Annotated in this window: 19 protein-coding genes and 1 pseudogene; all 20 read right to left on the bottom strand. The window is 43.1% G+C overall.

The window, feature by feature from the left end; genetic code table 11:
- Positions 1 to 7 precede the first annotated feature (7 nt).
- Positions 8 to 619 carry a peptidylprolyl isomerase gene (locus Q0546_RS06535; RefSeq protein ID WP_298791571.1) on the bottom strand — a complete coding sequence of 204 codons (612 nt, stop codon included), beginning with the start codon at positions 617 to 619 and terminating at the stop codon, positions 8 to 10.
- A gap of 59 nt (positions 620 to 678) precedes the next feature.
- Positions 679 to 1578, bottom strand: coding sequence for a tetratricopeptide repeat protein (locus Q0546_RS06530; protein ID WP_298791569.1), 900 nt, complete (start codon positions 1576 to 1578; stop codon positions 679 to 681).
- Positions 1579 to 1586: 8 nt separating this feature from the next.
- Positions 1587 to 2105 carry an OmpA family protein gene (locus Q0546_RS06525; RefSeq protein ID WP_298791568.1) on the bottom strand — a complete coding sequence of 173 codons (519 nt, stop codon included), beginning with the start codon at positions 2103 to 2105 and terminating at the stop codon, positions 1587 to 1589.
- A 53-nt stretch (positions 2106 to 2158) separates the two neighbouring features.
- Complete coding sequence (tolB, locus tag Q0546_RS06520; RefSeq protein ID WP_298791567.1) at positions 2159 to 3433, bottom strand: Tol-Pal system protein TolB; 1275 nt, start codon at positions 3431 to 3433, stop codon at positions 2159 to 2161.
- Positions 3434 to 3443: 10 nt separating this feature from the next.
- On the bottom strand, positions 3444 to 4268 hold the full coding sequence (locus Q0546_RS06515; protein WP_298791565.1) for a TonB C-terminal domain-containing protein: 825 nt from the start codon (positions 4266 to 4268) through the stop codon (positions 3444 to 3446).
- On the bottom strand, positions 4261 to 4653 hold the full coding sequence (locus Q0546_RS06510; protein ID WP_009494953.1) for a biopolymer transporter ExbD: 393 nt from the start codon (positions 4651 to 4653) through the stop codon (positions 4261 to 4263). The genes Q0546_RS06515 and Q0546_RS06510 overlap by 8 nt, the downstream gene beginning before the upstream one ends.
- On the bottom strand, positions 4650 to 5231 hold the full coding sequence (locus tag Q0546_RS06505; protein WP_298791563.1) for a MotA/TolQ/ExbB proton channel family protein: 582 nt from the start codon (positions 5229 to 5231) through the stop codon (positions 4650 to 4652). Before Q0546_RS06505 ends, Q0546_RS06510 begins: the two co-directional genes overlap by 4 nt.
- Positions 5231 to 5620 carry an ATP synthase F1 subunit epsilon gene (atpC, locus tag Q0546_RS06500; RefSeq protein WP_002952434.1) on the bottom strand — a complete coding sequence of 130 codons (390 nt, stop codon included), beginning with the start codon at positions 5618 to 5620 and terminating at the stop codon, positions 5231 to 5233. Before atpC ends, Q0546_RS06505 begins: the two co-directional genes overlap by 1 nt.
- Before the next feature lie 17 nt (positions 5621 to 5637).
- Positions 5638 to 7035 carry a F0F1 ATP synthase subunit beta gene (gene atpD / locus Q0546_RS06495; RefSeq protein ID WP_002947477.1) on the bottom strand — a complete coding sequence of 466 codons (1398 nt, stop codon included), beginning with the start codon at positions 7033 to 7035 and terminating at the stop codon, positions 5638 to 5640.
- Positions 7036 to 7048: 13 nt separating this feature from the next.
- Positions 7049 to 7933 carry an ATP synthase F1 subunit gamma gene (gene atpG, locus Q0546_RS06490; protein WP_298056484.1) on the bottom strand — a complete coding sequence of 295 codons (885 nt, stop codon included), beginning with the start codon at positions 7931 to 7933 and terminating at the stop codon, positions 7049 to 7051.
- 9 nt (positions 7934 to 7942) lie between these two features.
- Entirely contained in the window at positions 7943 to 9460 is a 1518-nt protein-coding gene (gene atpA / locus Q0546_RS06485; protein ID WP_298791561.1) for a F0F1 ATP synthase subunit alpha, read from the bottom strand.
- 12 nt (positions 9461 to 9472) lie between these two features.
- Positions 9473 to 10003, bottom strand: a complete 531-nt coding sequence (locus Q0546_RS06480; RefSeq protein ID WP_298791558.1) for a F0F1 ATP synthase subunit delta — start codon at positions 10001 to 10003, stop codon at positions 9473 to 9475.
- Positions 10003 to 10500, bottom strand: coding sequence for a F0F1 ATP synthase subunit B (locus Q0546_RS06475; RefSeq protein WP_298056487.1), 498 nt, complete (start codon positions 10498 to 10500; stop codon positions 10003 to 10005). Before Q0546_RS06475 ends, Q0546_RS06480 begins: the two co-directional genes overlap by 1 nt.
- Position 10501: 1 nt before the next feature.
- The gene (locus Q0546_RS06470; protein WP_298791556.1) at positions 10502 to 10924 is read right to left on the bottom strand and encodes a F0F1 ATP synthase subunit B'; all 423 of its coding nucleotides are present in this window, start codon (positions 10922 to 10924) and stop codon (positions 10502 to 10504) included.
- Between the two features lie 98 nt (positions 10925 to 11022).
- Positions 11023 to 11877 (bottom strand): ParB/RepB/Spo0J family partition protein, encoded by an 855-nt coding sequence (locus Q0546_RS06465; protein WP_298791554.1) that lies wholly within the window; start codon positions 11875 to 11877, stop codon positions 11023 to 11025.
- Positions 11878 to 11880: 3 nt separating this feature from the next.
- Positions 11881 to 12663, bottom strand: a complete 783-nt coding sequence (locus Q0546_RS06460) for an AAA family ATPase (protein ID WP_002947459.1) — start codon at positions 12661 to 12663, stop codon at positions 11881 to 11883.
- Positions 12664 to 12822: 159 nt separating this feature from the next.
- Entirely contained in the window at positions 12823 to 13458 is a 636-nt protein-coding gene (locus Q0546_RS06455; RefSeq protein WP_298791552.1) for a biotin--[acetyl-CoA-carboxylase] ligase, read from the bottom strand.
- Between the two features lie 69 nt (positions 13459 to 13527).
- Entirely contained in the window at positions 13528 to 14448 is a 921-nt protein-coding gene (fmt, locus tag Q0546_RS06450; protein ID WP_298791550.1) for a methionyl-tRNA formyltransferase, read from the bottom strand.
- 115 nt (positions 14449 to 14563) lie between these two features.
- Positions 14564 to 14905, bottom strand: a complete 342-nt coding sequence (locus tag Q0546_RS06445) for a hypothetical protein (RefSeq protein ID WP_298791549.1) — start codon at positions 14903 to 14905, stop codon at positions 14564 to 14566.
- A gap of 125 nt (positions 14906 to 15030) precedes the next feature.
- A pseudogene (locus Q0546_RS06440) lies at positions 15031 to 15142 on the bottom strand (GTPase ObgE); the annotation flags it as partial.

Here is a 15142-nt window from a genome sequence, read left to right as displayed (position 1 = left end):
GGTACTCTTAGTGGCAACCGCATCCGCCGTCATCGTGATGATGACCGTGTCCGCCGCAGCAACCATCCTCTTTGTGATCGTGATGACCGTGGCCTCCGCAGCAACCGCCTTCGCCGTGGTGATGGTCGTGGTCGTGTCCGCCACAACCGCATGTATGTGCGCCGCCTACCATGCCGGTAGCTATCTCGTCCTCTGTAGCATCGCGTTTGTCGAAAATTTGAACCTTAAACTCCAAATCCTTGCCTGCATAAGGGTGATTAAAATCAACCGTCACGTCGTCCTCGCCGATAGATTTTACAATCACGCGTACGCTCTCGCCGTGCTCGCCTTGACCGAAAAGCTCCATGCCCTCTTTTAGCTCGATGCCCGCAAATTGCTCTTTAGGCAGCATTTGAACCGCGCTAGAGTCATACTCTCCGCAAGCCTGTGCAGCCGGGATAACGATAACCTTTGTTTCGCCCTTTTCTAGTTTAGTAACTTCTTCTTCTAGCTTCTCGATAATATGTCCGCGACCTGTTAAAAAGGAAATTTCTTGCCCAACCTGCATATTGGACTCTAAAATTTCGCCCGTTTTTGCGTCTTTTAGCTCATAAAACATAGCTATAACTTGTTCTTTCACGTTCTTCTCCTATTTATGAAAATAACGTGATTATATCGTTAAATTTATTAAAGAATGTTTTAGTTTCGAGTAGGTGCAGCTTTGGCTTCTTTGCTGTCCGGATAGCCTAGTTTTAGCGCTTTGTAAAATTTATTCGCACTCGCCGTGTCTTTTATCTTATCAAAGCTAATAGCAGTGTGATAAAGAAGCTTTGGTGTATACTCGGCCTTGTCGTAGAGCTGGATACTTTGCTGGTAGTATTTTATGGCGTTGTTGTAAGCTTTTTGCTGATACGCTATCTCGCCGAGATAAAAATTCGCCATTGCAGGCTTATGATCTTTGCTTAAAAGATATTCGTATCTAGCCTTTGCATCGTCGAGCTTACCTGCGTCAAATAGCTTTTTAGCTTCGCTTGCTACATCTTGATTTTTTTGTTTGGTAAAATCAATTTTCGGAGCTTGTGGCTCAGCAGCGGCTGGGCTATTGCTAGCTACCGGCTTGTCTTCATCGTTTTTTTTTGTGGTAGCGGGTGCGGCGTTGCTCTTATCTATCAAAGCGCCCATATCCTTAAGGGCTTTGGTGATTTTAGCGTTGTTAGCCTCTTGTATTTTTCGGCTTTCTTCTACGTATTTTTTAAGCTCGTCAAAATCACTTTTTGCGGTAGAATTTCCGTCGTTTCCTTCGATATCGTTTAGTCTTTTTTCTATCCTAGACATTCTTGAGTTTAGTCCATCTAGTACACTTTGCAAGCCCTCTAAGCGCTCTTGCATAGCATTTAAATTTGACTCGACGTCGCCCATGTTTCTACTTAAATTTTCTACGTTTTGCTTGTTCTTTAGAAAAGTTTTTTCGTTATCGGTCAAACCGTAGGGACTCGAGCTATCTAAATTTCCAGCATCAAATACCGAAATTTCATTGGAGGCGGAATAAGAGAGAGTGGCTCCTATAAAAAGAGCCACGAAAGTTTTTAAATTCGTCATAAAATTAATTATGGAAGAACTTTAAATTCAGCACGTCTATTTTGAGCGTCGCAAGCTTTTGTTTTGTCTGTGCAAACAGGATTGCTTTCGCCATAGCTTACAACCGTGATTCTGTCAGCCGCAACGCCTTGTTTTACAAGCGCGTCTTTAGCAGCTTTTGCTCTTTTTAGACCAAGCGCATAGTTGTACTCATCAGTACCCCACTCGTCGCAGTTGCCCTCTACTTTTACAGAAAGAGCTTGAGCCTCTGATTGATTAAATAGGCTTGCGTTTGTGTTGATAGCAGACTGCATGTCGCCTTTGATGTTAAATTTGTCAAAGTCGAAGTATACAGTTTGAACTTGACCTTCAATGCTTGAGATTAATTGTTGCAATCTCTCGCTATCACTCATCATGTTATCGCTTGAGTTCATACCGCCCATATTTTGATTAGCGTCAGCGCTCATATCAACTTCAGGGTTTTTAGAGCTACAACCGCTCAACAATAAAGCCGCAATAGCAGCAGAAGTTAAAACTACTTTTTTCATTTTCATCCTTTTATAGAAATTTAACGTGATTATATCATAAAATTTACTAAATATTACCAATCAATAGACTGAATTTTACCGATTTTTAACGGAAATTGGAAACTTTTGTTCTCATTTACGCGAATTATACCAAGAGAACTCTGGCCGCCAAGCTCTTTTATAAACACTACACTTTGCCCGTCGCTAGAAAATCTAGGGTATAAATTTTTACCGCTTGCGGTAAGCTGTCTGATGTAATCAGTCTGCGTAGAGATCATGTAAATGTTAAAATCTCTCGTTCCAAAGCTACTCTTACCGTCTTCTCTACTGGAGTAAACTATATAGTTTTGATAGGTGCTGACGGAGTTGTTGTTTTTGCCGTGATAGACCAACTGTTCAAAACCGCTTCCATCGACGTTTTGTGCGAAAACGTTAGGATAGCCGAGTCTATCGGAAACGAAAACTACGCGTCTGTCGCCATCGACGAAGTTGCCGTTGACGTCTATGCCGCTATAGTTGGTTACCTGAGATAGTCTTTTTGAATTTAGATCGTATATATAGATATCAGGCTGATCTTGCGGAGCCATAGTTAGCAAAATTTTATCTCCGTTTTGGCTAACGTCGGAGGCTATAAGCATACCACCCTTGCTATCTAAAATTTTAGTTTTTTGGCCGCTTGCAACGTCATATCTATAAAGAACTAAGTTTTTGCCACTGTAATCAGAGTAATAAAATGCACTCTGATCAGCTCCTACCCATTTAGGAAATATATTCAAACCGCCGCGAACAAGTACTTTTTGGTAGGTCAAAGTGTAGTCGGCTATAACGATCTCGCTTTGCTTTGAACCAGTTCCTTTGGCAAAGATGATAAATTTCTCCATCCAGTTTACAGGCGGCATTTTTAGCTCGTTGATAAGCTCAACTATCGCTTTATGCGCGATAAACGGATACTTTGATCCGTCGTTCATATTATAAATTTTCTCGTACTGAGTAGTCGCCGTTTTTGCATTTATTAGCTTAACTCTGAGAGTTAGAGGCGAGTTTGCAGAGCCCTCAAGCGCGTATCTAAATATAAGCTGTGCACCTTTTTCACTCATCACGTTCGTATTCGAGTCACCCTCATAGCTACTGGCGATATATTCGTCCACAACCTCAAAATCAGAGCTGACCTTCAAGTCGCCCAACATGATTTTATGAAATTTGCTTTTAAAAGCCTGATCGCCGACGGCCGTTGTAGCGTCTTGAAGCACGATTTTTGGTAGGGCTAAGCCTTTGTTGACGACCGAAATAGTTGCATCAACAGCAAAAAGCCAACTGGTAAAAGTAAGAAAAAGTAAAATTTTCTTCATTTTTCCTCCATTATTCTAGTTTGTCTTCTAGTTTGGTTCCGAGCCTAACAGCTCTGCCTATCTGAGTAGGCGGCGGAAATTTCTCAAAAGTCATACTTTGCAAGAAATCCCTAACTTTGTTATTAAATTCGCTATTATACGATAACTTTTTTATATCGTAACTAAACGATCCATCAATGCCAATGACGATCTCAACCTCCGCCTCATCGGTAGAATCAGCCTTATAAGCACTCCATTTGCTCTGTAAAATTCTACTAATCATACCGAAGTATTCGTTGTATTCGCCTGTCATTTGCGACTTTGGAGTCTTGGCAACCTGATCTAAAGTAAGCGCATTTATAACGTCGCTAGCTTTTTTTTGCTGGCTCGTTATCTGGACTTTTTCCGGTTTTTTACGACTTTGCTCTTTTGGTTGCTCTTTTTTCTTCGTAACCTTATCCTCTTTTAGCTTAGAGGTATCAATACTGCCGAATAAATCCTTTAAATTTGGCTCTTCGATCTTTTTTTCTTCAGGTTTTGGCGGTGCAGGATCCGGTTCAGGCGGCTTGTTTGTAGTGTCCGGCTTTGGCTCTTCTTTTTTAACCTCTTCCTTTACCGGTTGAGGTTTTTCCTCTTTTACAATCTCTTTTTTGGGCTCGGGTGCTTTTACGGTGATGTCAGGCTCGCGCTCAACTATCATAATATCCATAAAAGCATCTTTAGTATCGGTGTATTTTTTAGGCTCTTCCTTAAAATAGGTAAGCTTGATAAAAATACCGCTTATGATACAAAGGTAAAGAAAAGCCGATAGTAAGAAGTAACCGGAAGTGTTAAATTTGAGATCAAATTTATCCATTAGTCTGGAGCGCTACCTTTGTAAAGCCTGCGTTTTTTACGCTCTTTAAAACAAACATCACATCATCGTATATGAGGCTTTTGTCGGCCTTAATATAAACAGGCGAGTTTTTATCGTATTTTGCCCCGATAAGCACTATATTGTCAGGAAGTTCGCGCAAATTCATGGTATTTTGATCTATTCTAACCTTTTTTGTGGCATCAACGATAACAGTCAAATCTTTTTTTTGAGCCGAGGATGTTTTAGTTTTTGAGCCGTCCGGTAGCAAAATTTGCTCCTCGTAAACAATAGTAGGCGTCGTAACCATAAGGATCGCCAGCAAAACAAGCATGATATCCACAAGCGGAGTTATGTTTAGCTCCGGAGTTTCGTCGAGATTTATCATTGATCTTCTTTAAGCGTTACTAGGATATCGACTTCACGCCTGATGACACCCATGAGCTCATACGCTTTTCGTTTGATAAGCAAGCTAAACGTATAAGCGGGAATCGCTACAAATATACCTGCTCCGGTAGCCACGAGAGCCTCACTAATAGCTGGAGCAATAACTCCTAACGACGAATTTCCTCCGCCTTGACCAAGCTGAGAAAATGTCTCCAAGATAGAAACAACCGTACCGAAAAGTCCGATAAAAGGCGATGTAGAAGCAATAATGCTAAGCCAAGTAATGCCGCTAGTAGCATTCCTCTCTGAAATACTAACGGCGACCGAAAGCTTTTCTTTAGATATGGAGCCGCTTACGAATCTTTTTAAAACGGAGTCGTTTAGAGTATGTTTAGAGCCGCCCATTAACAGCGACTCAAGCGCATTTTGCTCTTTTTTTTGCCAAGAGCTAAGCCCTGCCATACGAGACAAAAGTATGGTAAGGCTTATTATGAAATAAAAAGAGAGCCAACTAAGTACGAATATAGTAATAAAACTACTTCTTGATAAGTAGTTCAAAAAAATATCAAGCCCAGCCACTATCTTGTCCGAGCCATACTATCTAGTTTTGCTACGGCAGCAGCCATAGCGTTGTTCTCGCTACTCATGCTAGCGATCAAATCCTTTGCTTTTTGCAATGAATTTGCTATTTCGCTCTCTGAATTTCCAGACACGTGAACGGCGCCATCGGCAAGGATGGTCGCCTTACCCTCGTTTATCTCGGCATATCCCCAGTTTATCGCGACGGCATCATGACTTTTGTCTTCGCTCTCGATGTCTATAACGCCGGCTTTTAAAAGCGAAATAAGCGAAGCGTGTCCGGGCAAAACCCCGAACTCGCCCTCACTACCAGGCAAAACTACGCTTTTGATATCGTTTGAAAACACTAAACCCTCAGGCGTAACGATTTCTAAATGTAATTTATTCATTACTTTTTCCTTTAAATTTAGGCTTTAAGTTTTTCAGCTTTTGCTATCGCCTCGTCGATGTTTCCTACCATATAAAATGCGTTTTCCGGCAAATCGTCATATTTACCTTCCAAAATTCCCTTAAAGCCGGCAATATTCTCTTCAAGACTTACGTATTTACCAGGACTTCCCGTAAATACCTCGGCAACGAAGAACGGCTGAGATAAAAATCTCTCGATCTTTCTAGCACGGTCAACCGTGACCTTATCTTCTTCGCTAAGCTCGTCCATACCAAGGATAGCGATGATGTCTTGAAGATCTTTATATTTTTGTAAGACCGCCTGCACGCCGCGAGCGACTTTATAGTGCTCACCGCCTAAAATTTGAGGATCGAGCATTCTTGATGTTGAATCAAGCGGATCGACCGCAGGATAAATTCCCTTTTCCGCGATAGCTCTGTTTAGAACGGTAGTCGCATCAAGGTGCGCAAAAACGGTCGCAGGAGCCGGGTCGGTAAGGTCGTCTGCAGGGACGTAAACGGCTTGAACCGAAGTAATTGAACCTTTTTTAGTTGACGTAATTCTCTCCTGGAATTTACCCATTTCGCTCGCCAAAGTCGGCTGATAACCAACGGCAGACGGGATACGTCCAAGAAGTGCCGACATCTCTGCACCCGACTGAGAGAAACGGAAGATATTGTCGATAAACATCAAAACGTCAAGTCCCATCTCGTCACGGAAATACTCAGCCATTGTTAGGCCTGTTAGAGCAATACGGTTTCTTGCTCCTGGTGGCTCGTTCATTTGGCCGTAGCACAAGGCAACTTTGTCCAAAACGTTACTTTCTTTCATCTCGTGATAAAGGTCGTTTCCTTCGCGCGTTCTCTCGCCAACACCTGCAAATACAGAGTAGCCGCTGTGTTTAAATGCAACATTGTGAATCAGCTCCATGATAATAACCGTCTTACCGACACCGGCACCGCCGAATAGTCCAACTTTACCGCCCTTTGCGTAAGGAGCCAAAAGGTCAACTACCTTTATGCCTGTTTCAAAAATTTCACTTTTTGTGCTTTGCTCTTCAAACGGCGGAGGATCGCGGTGAATAGACCATTTTTTGTCAAATTCTACACCCTCGCCCTCGTCGATTAGATCGCCGACGACGTTAAAAATTCTTCCCAAAACTTTTTCGCCGACCGGAACGCTAATAGGCGCGCCTAAAGCCGTAGCCTCAAGGCCTCTAGTTAAGCCTTCGCTCATATCCATAGCGATAGTTCTTACGCGGTTATCGCCAAGGTGCGCGGCAACCTCTAGCACAAGTCTATTTTGCTTGCCCTCAACCTCGAAATTTACTTCAACGGCTTCGTTGATCTTGGGTAAATAATCCGTGAAATCGACGTCGACTACCGGACCCATTACCTGAGAAATGATACCTTTCATCCATACTCCTTAATTATTTCATTGATTCGACGCCACTGATGATCTCAATAAGCTCAGTGGTGATAGACTCTTGGCGAGCCTTATTATACGATAGTTTTAGCTGTGCGACGCGCTCTTTGGCGTTATTGGTCGCATTATCCATCGCCTGCATTCTAGCGCTATGTTCGGCTGCAAGACTATCTACTAAAGCGTAATACATGCTATATTCGAAATACTTCGTAAGTAGTTCGTTTAAAATTTTACCGTCGTCGCTCGGCTCAAATTCCATCAAAGAATTCGTCTCGACTTCGACGAGTTTCGGCGGCTCGACCGGCACGATATCGTTTATACGAATTTGTTGAGAGATCATGTTATTGTAGCCGTTATGTACCAAAATAACCTTATCCGTCGTACCGCTTATGAAGTCGTCTATCGCGTCTTTTATGATATTTTGAGCTTTCTCATAAGTAGGAGACGAGCTTACGCCGACGTATTTTTCAAGCAAATTTATACCCTGGAAGCTAAAAAACTCTATACCTTTTTTACCTACCGCGCGAAGTCTTATCTTTACTTTTTTCGCCTTAAATTCGTTAATCATATTTCTAACGGTTTTAATAGTCTGAATATTAAAACCGCCGCAAAGCCCCTTGTCTGCGGTGACGAATATAATATCAACCTTCTCGATATTCTCCTTAACGTCGAAAAATTTGCTCTCGGCATTTACGGAGCGATATTGGTTGATTTTATAGGCTATTTCAGATAAAACTTCATTGATCTTGAGCGCATAAACCCTAGAGTGACGAGCGGCTTCTTCAGCCTTGCGAAGTTTGGCTGTAGATACCAGCTTCATTGCGCGCGTCGTTTTTTGGGTATTTTGGACGCTCTTGATCTTTCGTTTTATATCTTTTAAATTTGACATATTCTAGCCTTAGTTAGCGGCAAACGTCGCTTTAAAGTCTTTTAGCGCCTTATGCAAAAGCTCCTCGATCTCTTTATCAAGTGCTTTTTTTGTTCGAATTTGCTCGAAAATTTCAGGATACTTCGCCTCAATATAAGGATAAAGCTCAGCTTCAAATTTTGTAACCGCTACAGTCGGGATATCATCTAGGTAGCCTTTCGTACCGGCAAAGATAATAACGACTTGCTTTTCAACTGCGAGCGGGCTGTAAGGAGGCTGTTTTAATACCTCGACCATTCTTTGACCGCGCTCGAGCTGTTTTCTCGAACTCTCGTCTAGGTCGCTCGCAAACTGTGCAAACGCTTGAAGCTCGCGGTATTGCGCAAGGTCAAGTCTCAATGTTCCAGAAACTTGTTTAGTTGCCTTTATCTGGGCCGCGCCGCCGACGCGAGAAACCGAAAGACCGACGTTGATCGCAGGGCGGATACCTGAGTTAAATAGATCAGACTCAAGGAAAATTTGACCATCGGTGATAGAAATAACGTTCGTCGGAATATACGCCGAAACGTCGCCTGCTTGAGTCTCGATAATAGGAAGAGCCGTTAGAGAACCTGCGCCAAGCTTATCATTTAGCTTAGATGCGCGCTCTAGCAAACGAGAGTGCAAATAGAAAACGTCGCCAGGATACGCTTCGCGACCCGGCGGTCTGCGAAGAATCAAGCTCATTTCGCGGTATGCGACGGCGTGCTTTGAAAGATCGTCATAGATGATTAGGGCATGTCTAGAATTATCTCTAAAATATTCGCCCATTGTTACGCCCGCATATGGAGCTAGGTACTGAAGCGCGGCAGCGTCAGAAGCGCCTGCATTTACGACGATGGTATACTCCATAGCGCCGTACTCTTCAAGTTTTTTAACGACTTGCGCGACCGTTGATTGTTTTTGCCCGATCGCTACGTAGATACAAATAACGTCTTGACCTTTTTGGTTGATAATTGTGTCTATCGCGACGGTAGTTTTACCCGTTTGGCGGTCACCGATGATGAGCTCGCGTTGTCCGCGACCGATCGGCACTAGCGCGTCGATAGCCTTGATGCCCGTTTGAAGCGGCTCGTGAACGCTCTTTCTAGCCATGATGCCTTTTGCTTTTTCCTCAACAAATCTAGTCTCGCTAGCTTCTATCGAGCCTTTAGCATCTATCGGCTCGCCGAGTGAATTTACAACGCGGCCTATCAAAGCATCGCCCACAGGAACGCGCAAGAGCTTAGCTAGGCGTTTTACGCTCGAGCCCTCTTTGATGCCGTCCGTTTTACCCAAAATAACGATACCGACGCTGCTTTCCTCTAGGTTTAGAGCCATGCCTTTTTCGCCGTTCTCAAACTCGACCATCTCGCCAGCCATAACGTTTTTTAGGCCGTAAACGTTAGCAACGCCGTCGGCTACGGATATAACTTTGCCCGTCTCGTTCACATCAACGTTAAGGCTGAAATTTTCAATCCTTTCCTTGATGATGGCGCTGATTTCATCTGCTTTTATTTTTGCACTCACGCTTTTTCTCCTTTATATTGCTTTTAATATGTATTCGCTCATTTGGGCTTTTAGCCTATCTACCGAAAAGCTAGTCTCCACGCCCAAATCGTCTAGTTCAATCTTGATACCGTTGTAGTCGCTTTTTACCGCCTCTAAAATGATTTTTGCGTTAAATCTCTTAGAAAAGCTGCTTTCGAGCTCTGAAATTTGAGCCTGACTAATCTGCGAGCCACCGTAAATTTTACCGTAAAAAACATTATCCATTTTTGACTTTTGCGCCAAAAGCTCCGAAACGATATTAGGCAAAATATCAAGCCTTTTATTTTCGCCGAGTAGCTTTATGAAATTTACAAATTTCTGATCCGCCTCACCGACTAAAGATAGAACAAAATCCGCTTTTTGGCTATTTTTTAAATTCGGCGAAACGATGATATTTTGAAATTTTTCATTTGCAAATGCATTTGCGATCTCTTGTAGCTTGGCGGTAAAGCTATTAAACTCATCTTTGCTAAGGTCACCAACTAGGGCTTTTACGTATTTTTTTGCTATAAGTTCTTTCATTAGCCGACCCTCTTAAGCATGATATTTATAAGCTCGCTTTGATCCATTTTCACACTATCGCTTGAAAAAATTTCATTTAAAATTTCGCCCACAACGGACTTAACCATGCGTCTTTTTTCAAATTCTTTTTGGTCTTGGAAGCTTTTTTCTAAATTTGCGACCTCTTGTCTGGTTTCTTCTTTGATACGCTCAGAAATCAAAACAGCCTCTTTTCTAGCCGTTTCTACTAGGCTAGCCGCATTTGCTTTAGCCTCTTCTACGCGCCTTAGAGCGTCGTCTTTTTTGGCTTTTGAGTCCTTTAGCTTTTGCTCGATATTATCAAGTCTCGCCGCGATACCGGCGATTCTTCCTTTGTAGGCATTTTTGATAGGGTTCGCTATAAAATAATACAAAATCGCGGCAAAAACGATAAAGTTTATCGTCCTAGGCACGATGTCGTATCCGCCGTCCGCCATTAAAACAAAAGGACATAATAAAAGTAAAATTTTGCTTTTCATATTAAATCCTTGCGAGTTTTGCTTTTAAAGCAGCTTGAAGTTCAGGCAATTTTTGCTGCAAATCAGCTCTAAAATCGCTCTTTTGAGAGTTTAAATTTTGAATAAAAGCATCGTAATCAGCCTCCAAAACTCCGCGCTTTTCGCTAACTATCTTAGCGGCCGCATCTTTTGCGGCATTGATAGCCTCCTGCTTGATCTTGCCAGCTTCGTTTCTTGCGGCAGCTATGAGCTGTTCTATCTGCGCTTCATACACGCCAAGATCGCTCGTATTTTTGCTAGCGCTCTCTTCGTCGTTTTTTATCGCATCGTTTCTAGCGTCTATAAAATTAAGTAGAGGCTTGTAAAGGATGGAATTTAAAACGGCGATAAGCCCTAGAAAAATAACTGCCGTTAGGACGACTAGCGGCAAATTAATTTCCAACATCAAATCTCCTTAAAGTTTAATATTTTCTTAAGCATAATAAAATCGTGCTTATTTTACAAAAAAAAAAGATAAAACAAGCTAAATTTAAAGAAATATTTTTATTTTATCTTGTTTATTAGCCTATCGATATCTGCTATGTCATCAAATTCGATAGTGATTTTTTTGCCTTTTATCTTAACCGGCACGTCAAATTTAGAAAAAATCTCTTTTAAATTTGTTAGTCTTTCAAGGTATCTCTCATCTAGCTTAAGTGCGGCTTTAGGCGGCAGCTTATTTTTTAGATTTTTGACTAAATTTTCCGTCTCGCGCACGCTAAGACGCTGCCCGATGATAGTATCAACCGCCGTTTTTTCGTCGTTTGGCTCAAGACCTACGATGACTTTGGCGTGTCCTTGCGTTAGTTTGCCCTCTTTTATATACTCCTGCGTCACGGCGCTAAGGCTCAAAAGCCGCATGGTATTTGTTATCTGAACTCTGCTTTTGTGGATGATGTTTGCAAGCCCGTCCTGCGTAATTTTGTATTCGTCTATAAGCTCTTTGTAGGAATTCGCAAGCTCGATCGGATTTAAGTCTTCTCTTTGGATATTTTCTATGAGTGCTAGTTCGCGAAGGCTTTGACTTTCGATGTCGGCGACTATGGCCTTTATCTTGCTTTCGCCTAGTAGCTTAGTCGCGCGAAATCTCCTCTCGCCCGCGATCAGCATATATCCGCCGTCTTTTTCTATGACGATGATAGGCTGTATAAGTCCGTGCCTTTTGATACTTTCGCTAAGCTCTCTTAGCGCGGTCTCGTCGAAATTTTTACGCGGCTGATACGGGTTTTCCACGATCAAGTCCAAGTCGATATCTTTTACCATATCACTGTTGCCCTCGTTTAGCTCAGCTTTGTACGCAAGCTCCACATCGCCCAAAATCGCTTCTAGTCCGCGCCCTAGTCCGCCTTTTTTAGCCATTTGTTATCCTAAAATACAGCATGCCAAATTTTGATACGCCACCGAGCCGGGTGATTTTATGTCGTATAAAATCACTGGCTTACCAAAGCTCGGGCTTTCGGCAAGCTTTACGTTTCGCGGTACTATTACGAATTCGTCGCCCATATCCTTGTTTTTAAACAGTTTATTTTCAAAATGCTGCTTTAAATTTGCCACTGTTTCCTTGGCGAGGTTATTTTGCGAACTGTACATAGTCGGCAAAAATCCTTTGATATTTAGCTTCGGATTTATGGTTTTTTTGATGATTTTTACCGTATTTAAAATTTGCGCAAGTCCCTCTAATGCGTAAAATTCGCACTGTATCGGGATTATCACGCTATCGCTAGCACTTAGAGCGTTTACGGTGATACTGCCCAGTGCCGGAGGACTATCGATGATGATAAAATCATACTGCCCCTCGACCTCTTCGATCTTACTTTTTAGTATCTTTTGATAGTCTTTGTTTTGTTCGCTTAGTTCTTGCTCTATACCCACGAGACCGATGTTTGAAGGCGCTAGAAAAAGCGTCGGTATCTCGGTTTTTAGCACTATTTGAGACAGCTTTTTGCGGCCGGTGAGTACGTGATATATATTATATTCGTAGTCGTTTCTACTAAAACCCATTCCAGTTGTCGCATTTGCTTGTGGATCGATGTCGATGAGTAAGACTTTTTTTTCGGCTACCGCCAGCGATGCAGCCAAATTTACCGCCGTAGTCGTCTTTCCGACGCCGCCTTTCTGGTTTGCAATGGTTATAATTTCACACATGAGAATTTTCCAATTTTTTGTTTTTTAATTGATTAATTTTACAAAAAACTTACTTTGTCCAAGTTTAGTTTCGGCTTTAAAATTTCTGAAAGAATTTTGCGGTGCGTACCCGCCGATATTTTGTAAAAATATTAAATTTTACGTCAAATTTAAGCAAATTTATCTGAGTGAAAAAACCCTTCGACCATTTATATCCAAAGAGCCGTCAGATAGGAGTTTTGCGTATTTGAGTGACACCTCTTCGCCCTCACAGTGCGTGATAAATTCTCTTGATTTTTCAAATTCGCTCTCAAATTTTTTAAAAATTTCCGCCCAAGACGGAGCTGCTTGTAATCTCTTACAAAACTCTCCGACCGCGACGCTAGGGCTCACGTCTATATCTAAAATTCCAGCGTTTTCGGGCGCGTTTTTTAGATTTATACCCATACCGCAAACGTAAATTTCGCCGACTCTCGTCGTCAAGGTTCCGCCGATTTTTTTGTCGCCAACATAAAAATCATTCGGCCATTTTAGCCAAATTTGCGAGCCGCGAGCCGCGAGCACTTCGCGCATTATCATCGAAAAGTAAATCGACGCCGACTCGCCCTTTAGATCGCCTGGCAGCGCCGTCTCGCTCATGCAAAACGAAAAAAACAGATTGCCCTCTAGCCCGCTCCACGTGTTATTTCTGCTACCGATACCTTGTGTCTGCTCTTTTGCCACGAGCGCAAAAGGCGGCTGTATTTCGCCGTTTCGCAGCCCTTCGACCAAAACTTTTTGCGTAGATGGGACGCTATCTGCGAACTCTATTCTCAAATTTTATTCCTTTTAAATTTACGCTAAATTTGATGTTTTGGCGCGCTTGCTACCGTTGCTCTGCTCATATTACAAAGCTATATCGCCGACGCCAAGGCGCTTGCCGTTTAGATAGGCGCTAGCGTCCACGGGCTTTTTGCCGGGCTCTTGTACCTTCATAATCTTAACCGCGCCCTCACCGCAAGAAACGCAAAAGCCGAGCTTATCGACGTGCAGAATTTCGCCCGCGCATTGAAATTTACGCCCGAAAGATTCGCGCAAAAGCTCTAGTTCTAAAATTTTTAACCCGCTAGCTAGATAGATCCCGGGCCAGGGCGTTAGCGCGCGAAATTTATTACAAATTTGCTCTGCGCTCTGCTCAAAGCCAAAAAGTCCGTCAGATTTGCTTATTTTTTTGCAGTGCGTAGCCTGCGCGTCATCTTGCTTAATCGGCGTCAAATTTGCAAAATTTCGCAACACTCGCACGATAAGCTCACCCGCCAGATCCCCGAGCTCGTCAAAGAGCTGCGCCGCCGTCTTGTCTTCGCAAGGCGTGTAGGCAAAATCGAGCATATCGCCCGTGTCAAGCCCCGCATCCATCAGCATCGCCGTCACGCCCGTCCGCTTTTCGCCAGCTAGTATTGCGCTTTGGATCGGGCTTGCGCCGCGGTATTTAGGCAGGATCGAAGCGTGCAGGTTTATGCAAAGCACGATATCAAGCACGCTTTGCGGCAAAATTTTACCGTATGCCGCGACCACTATAAAATCAGGCTTTAGCTCTTTTATCTGTGCCGCGACCGCCTCATCTTTGAGTGTCGCAGGCTGAAAGATCGGTACGGCGGGCAGGTGCTTCTGCGCGTAAATTTTCACCTCGCTCGGAGTTAAAATTTGCTTCCTACCCACAGGCTTGTCGGGCTGCGTAAATACGGCCGCGATCTCAAATTTCGCCTCCACAAGCACGCGCAAAATTTTAGCCGCATACTCGGGAGTACCCATAAAAACTATATTCATTCTTTTCCTTTAAATTTAGCCAAATCGCGACGCGAGCGATCACACGGGCGCCGACCGTGCTCGCAATAAATTTGACGCATACCGTGAGATAAACCCTGGTTCACGCTCGTGCGCCTTATTTGACGGCGAATTGATTTTCATCTCCGCCTTGATCCTTCCACGGCCAAGAAGCGCACGGATCTTCGGACCAATAAATCTTTGCAGACGGTTTCGCTCCCAGCTCATCAAGGCTAATCTTGCCGTCATGATTAGCGTCTAATCTCTTAAATTCTGGGCCTGAGCGCAAATTTAGCTCTACTTTTAACCCATGTGGCACCTCGCTCGCCATCCACTCCTGCAAGCTCAGCGCGCCGCCATTATCCTTGTCGTTAAAGTCCATAAAATTCGGCACCGGATCGGCGGGATCGCAACCGTATGCGCCGAAGCATAAAAATACTAGAATAAAAATTTTATTCATTTCGCCTTCTTAAATTTTATCTTTTTGCGGCGTTTGCGAGCGATAAAAATAAAATTTAACCGCATATACGGGCACACTGAAGCTTCCATTCGTCAAAGCCCTCTGTAGCGCGGCTTTAGCACAATCTACAGCTCCTTTTTTAGAAGCTCAAGCAGGGCAAATTTTAGCTCATTTATATTTTGTCCAGTCACCGAAGATATCGGCATCACAAAAAACGGCTTGGCGGCGTCAAGCTCA

The sequence above is a fragment of the uncultured Campylobacter sp. genome (assembly GCF_937997465.1).
Taxonomy (GTDB): domain Bacteria; phylum Campylobacterota; class Campylobacteria; order Campylobacterales; family Campylobacteraceae; genus Campylobacter_A.
The sequence above is the reverse complement of the archived record's forward strand: the minus strand, read 5'-3'. Positions and strand labels throughout refer to the sequence as shown.

Excerpts from the sequence above, each read along its gene's own strand:
- Q0546_RS06530 (WP_298791569.1), bottom strand. The coding sequence starts at position 1,578 with ATGACGAATTTAAAAACTTTCGTGGCTCTTTTTATAGGAGCCACTCTC.
- Q0546_RS06525 (WP_298791568.1), bottom strand. The coding sequence starts at position 2,105 with ATGAAAAAAGTAGTTTTAACTTCTGCTGCTATTGCGGCTTTATTGTTG.
- tolB (WP_298791567.1), bottom strand. The coding sequence starts at position 3,433 with ATGAAGAAAATTTTACTTTTTCTTACTTTTACCAGTTGGCTTTTTGCT.
- Q0546_RS06515 (WP_298791565.1), bottom strand. The coding sequence starts at position 4,268 with ATGGATAAATTTGATCTCAAATTTAACACTTCCGGTTACTTCTTACTA.
- Q0546_RS06510 (WP_009494953.1), bottom strand. The coding sequence starts at position 4,653 with ATGATAAATCTCGACGAAACTCCGGAGCTAAACATAACTCCGCTTGTG.
- atpC (WP_002952434.1), bottom strand. The coding sequence starts at position 5,620 with ATGAATAAATTACATTTAGAAATCGTTACGCCTGAGGGTTTAGTGTTT.
- atpD (WP_002947477.1), bottom strand. The coding sequence starts at position 7,035 with ATGAAAGGTATCATTTCTCAGGTAATGGGTCCGGTAGTCGACGTCGAT.
- atpG (WP_298056484.1), bottom strand. The coding sequence starts at position 7,933 with ATGTCAAATTTAAAAGATATAAAACGAAAGATCAAGAGCGTCCAAAAT.
- Q0546_RS06480 (WP_298791558.1), bottom strand. The coding sequence starts at position 10,003 with ATGAAAGAACTTATAGCAAAAAAATACGTAAAAGCCCTAGTTGGTGAC.
- Q0546_RS06475 (WP_298056487.1), bottom strand. The coding sequence starts at position 10,500 with ATGAAAAGCAAAATTTTACTTTTATTATGTCCTTTTGTTTTAATGGCG.
- Q0546_RS06470 (WP_298791556.1), bottom strand. The coding sequence starts at position 10,924 with ATGTTGGAAATTAATTTGCCGCTAGTCGTCCTAACGGCAGTTATTTTT.
- Q0546_RS06465 (WP_298791554.1), bottom strand. The coding sequence starts at position 11,877 with ATGGCTAAAAAAGGCGGACTAGGGCGCGGACTAGAAGCGATTTTGGGC.
- Q0546_RS06460 (WP_002947459.1), bottom strand. The coding sequence starts at position 12,663 with ATGTGTGAAATTATAACCATTGCAAACCAGAAAGGCGGCGTCGGAAAG.
- fmt (WP_298791550.1), bottom strand. The coding sequence starts at position 14,448 with ATGAATATAGTTTTTATGGGTACTCCCGAGTATGCGGCTAAAATTTTG.
- Q0546_RS06445 (WP_298791549.1), bottom strand. The coding sequence starts at position 14,905 with ATGAATAAAATTTTTATTCTAGTATTTTTATGCTTCGGCGCATACGGT.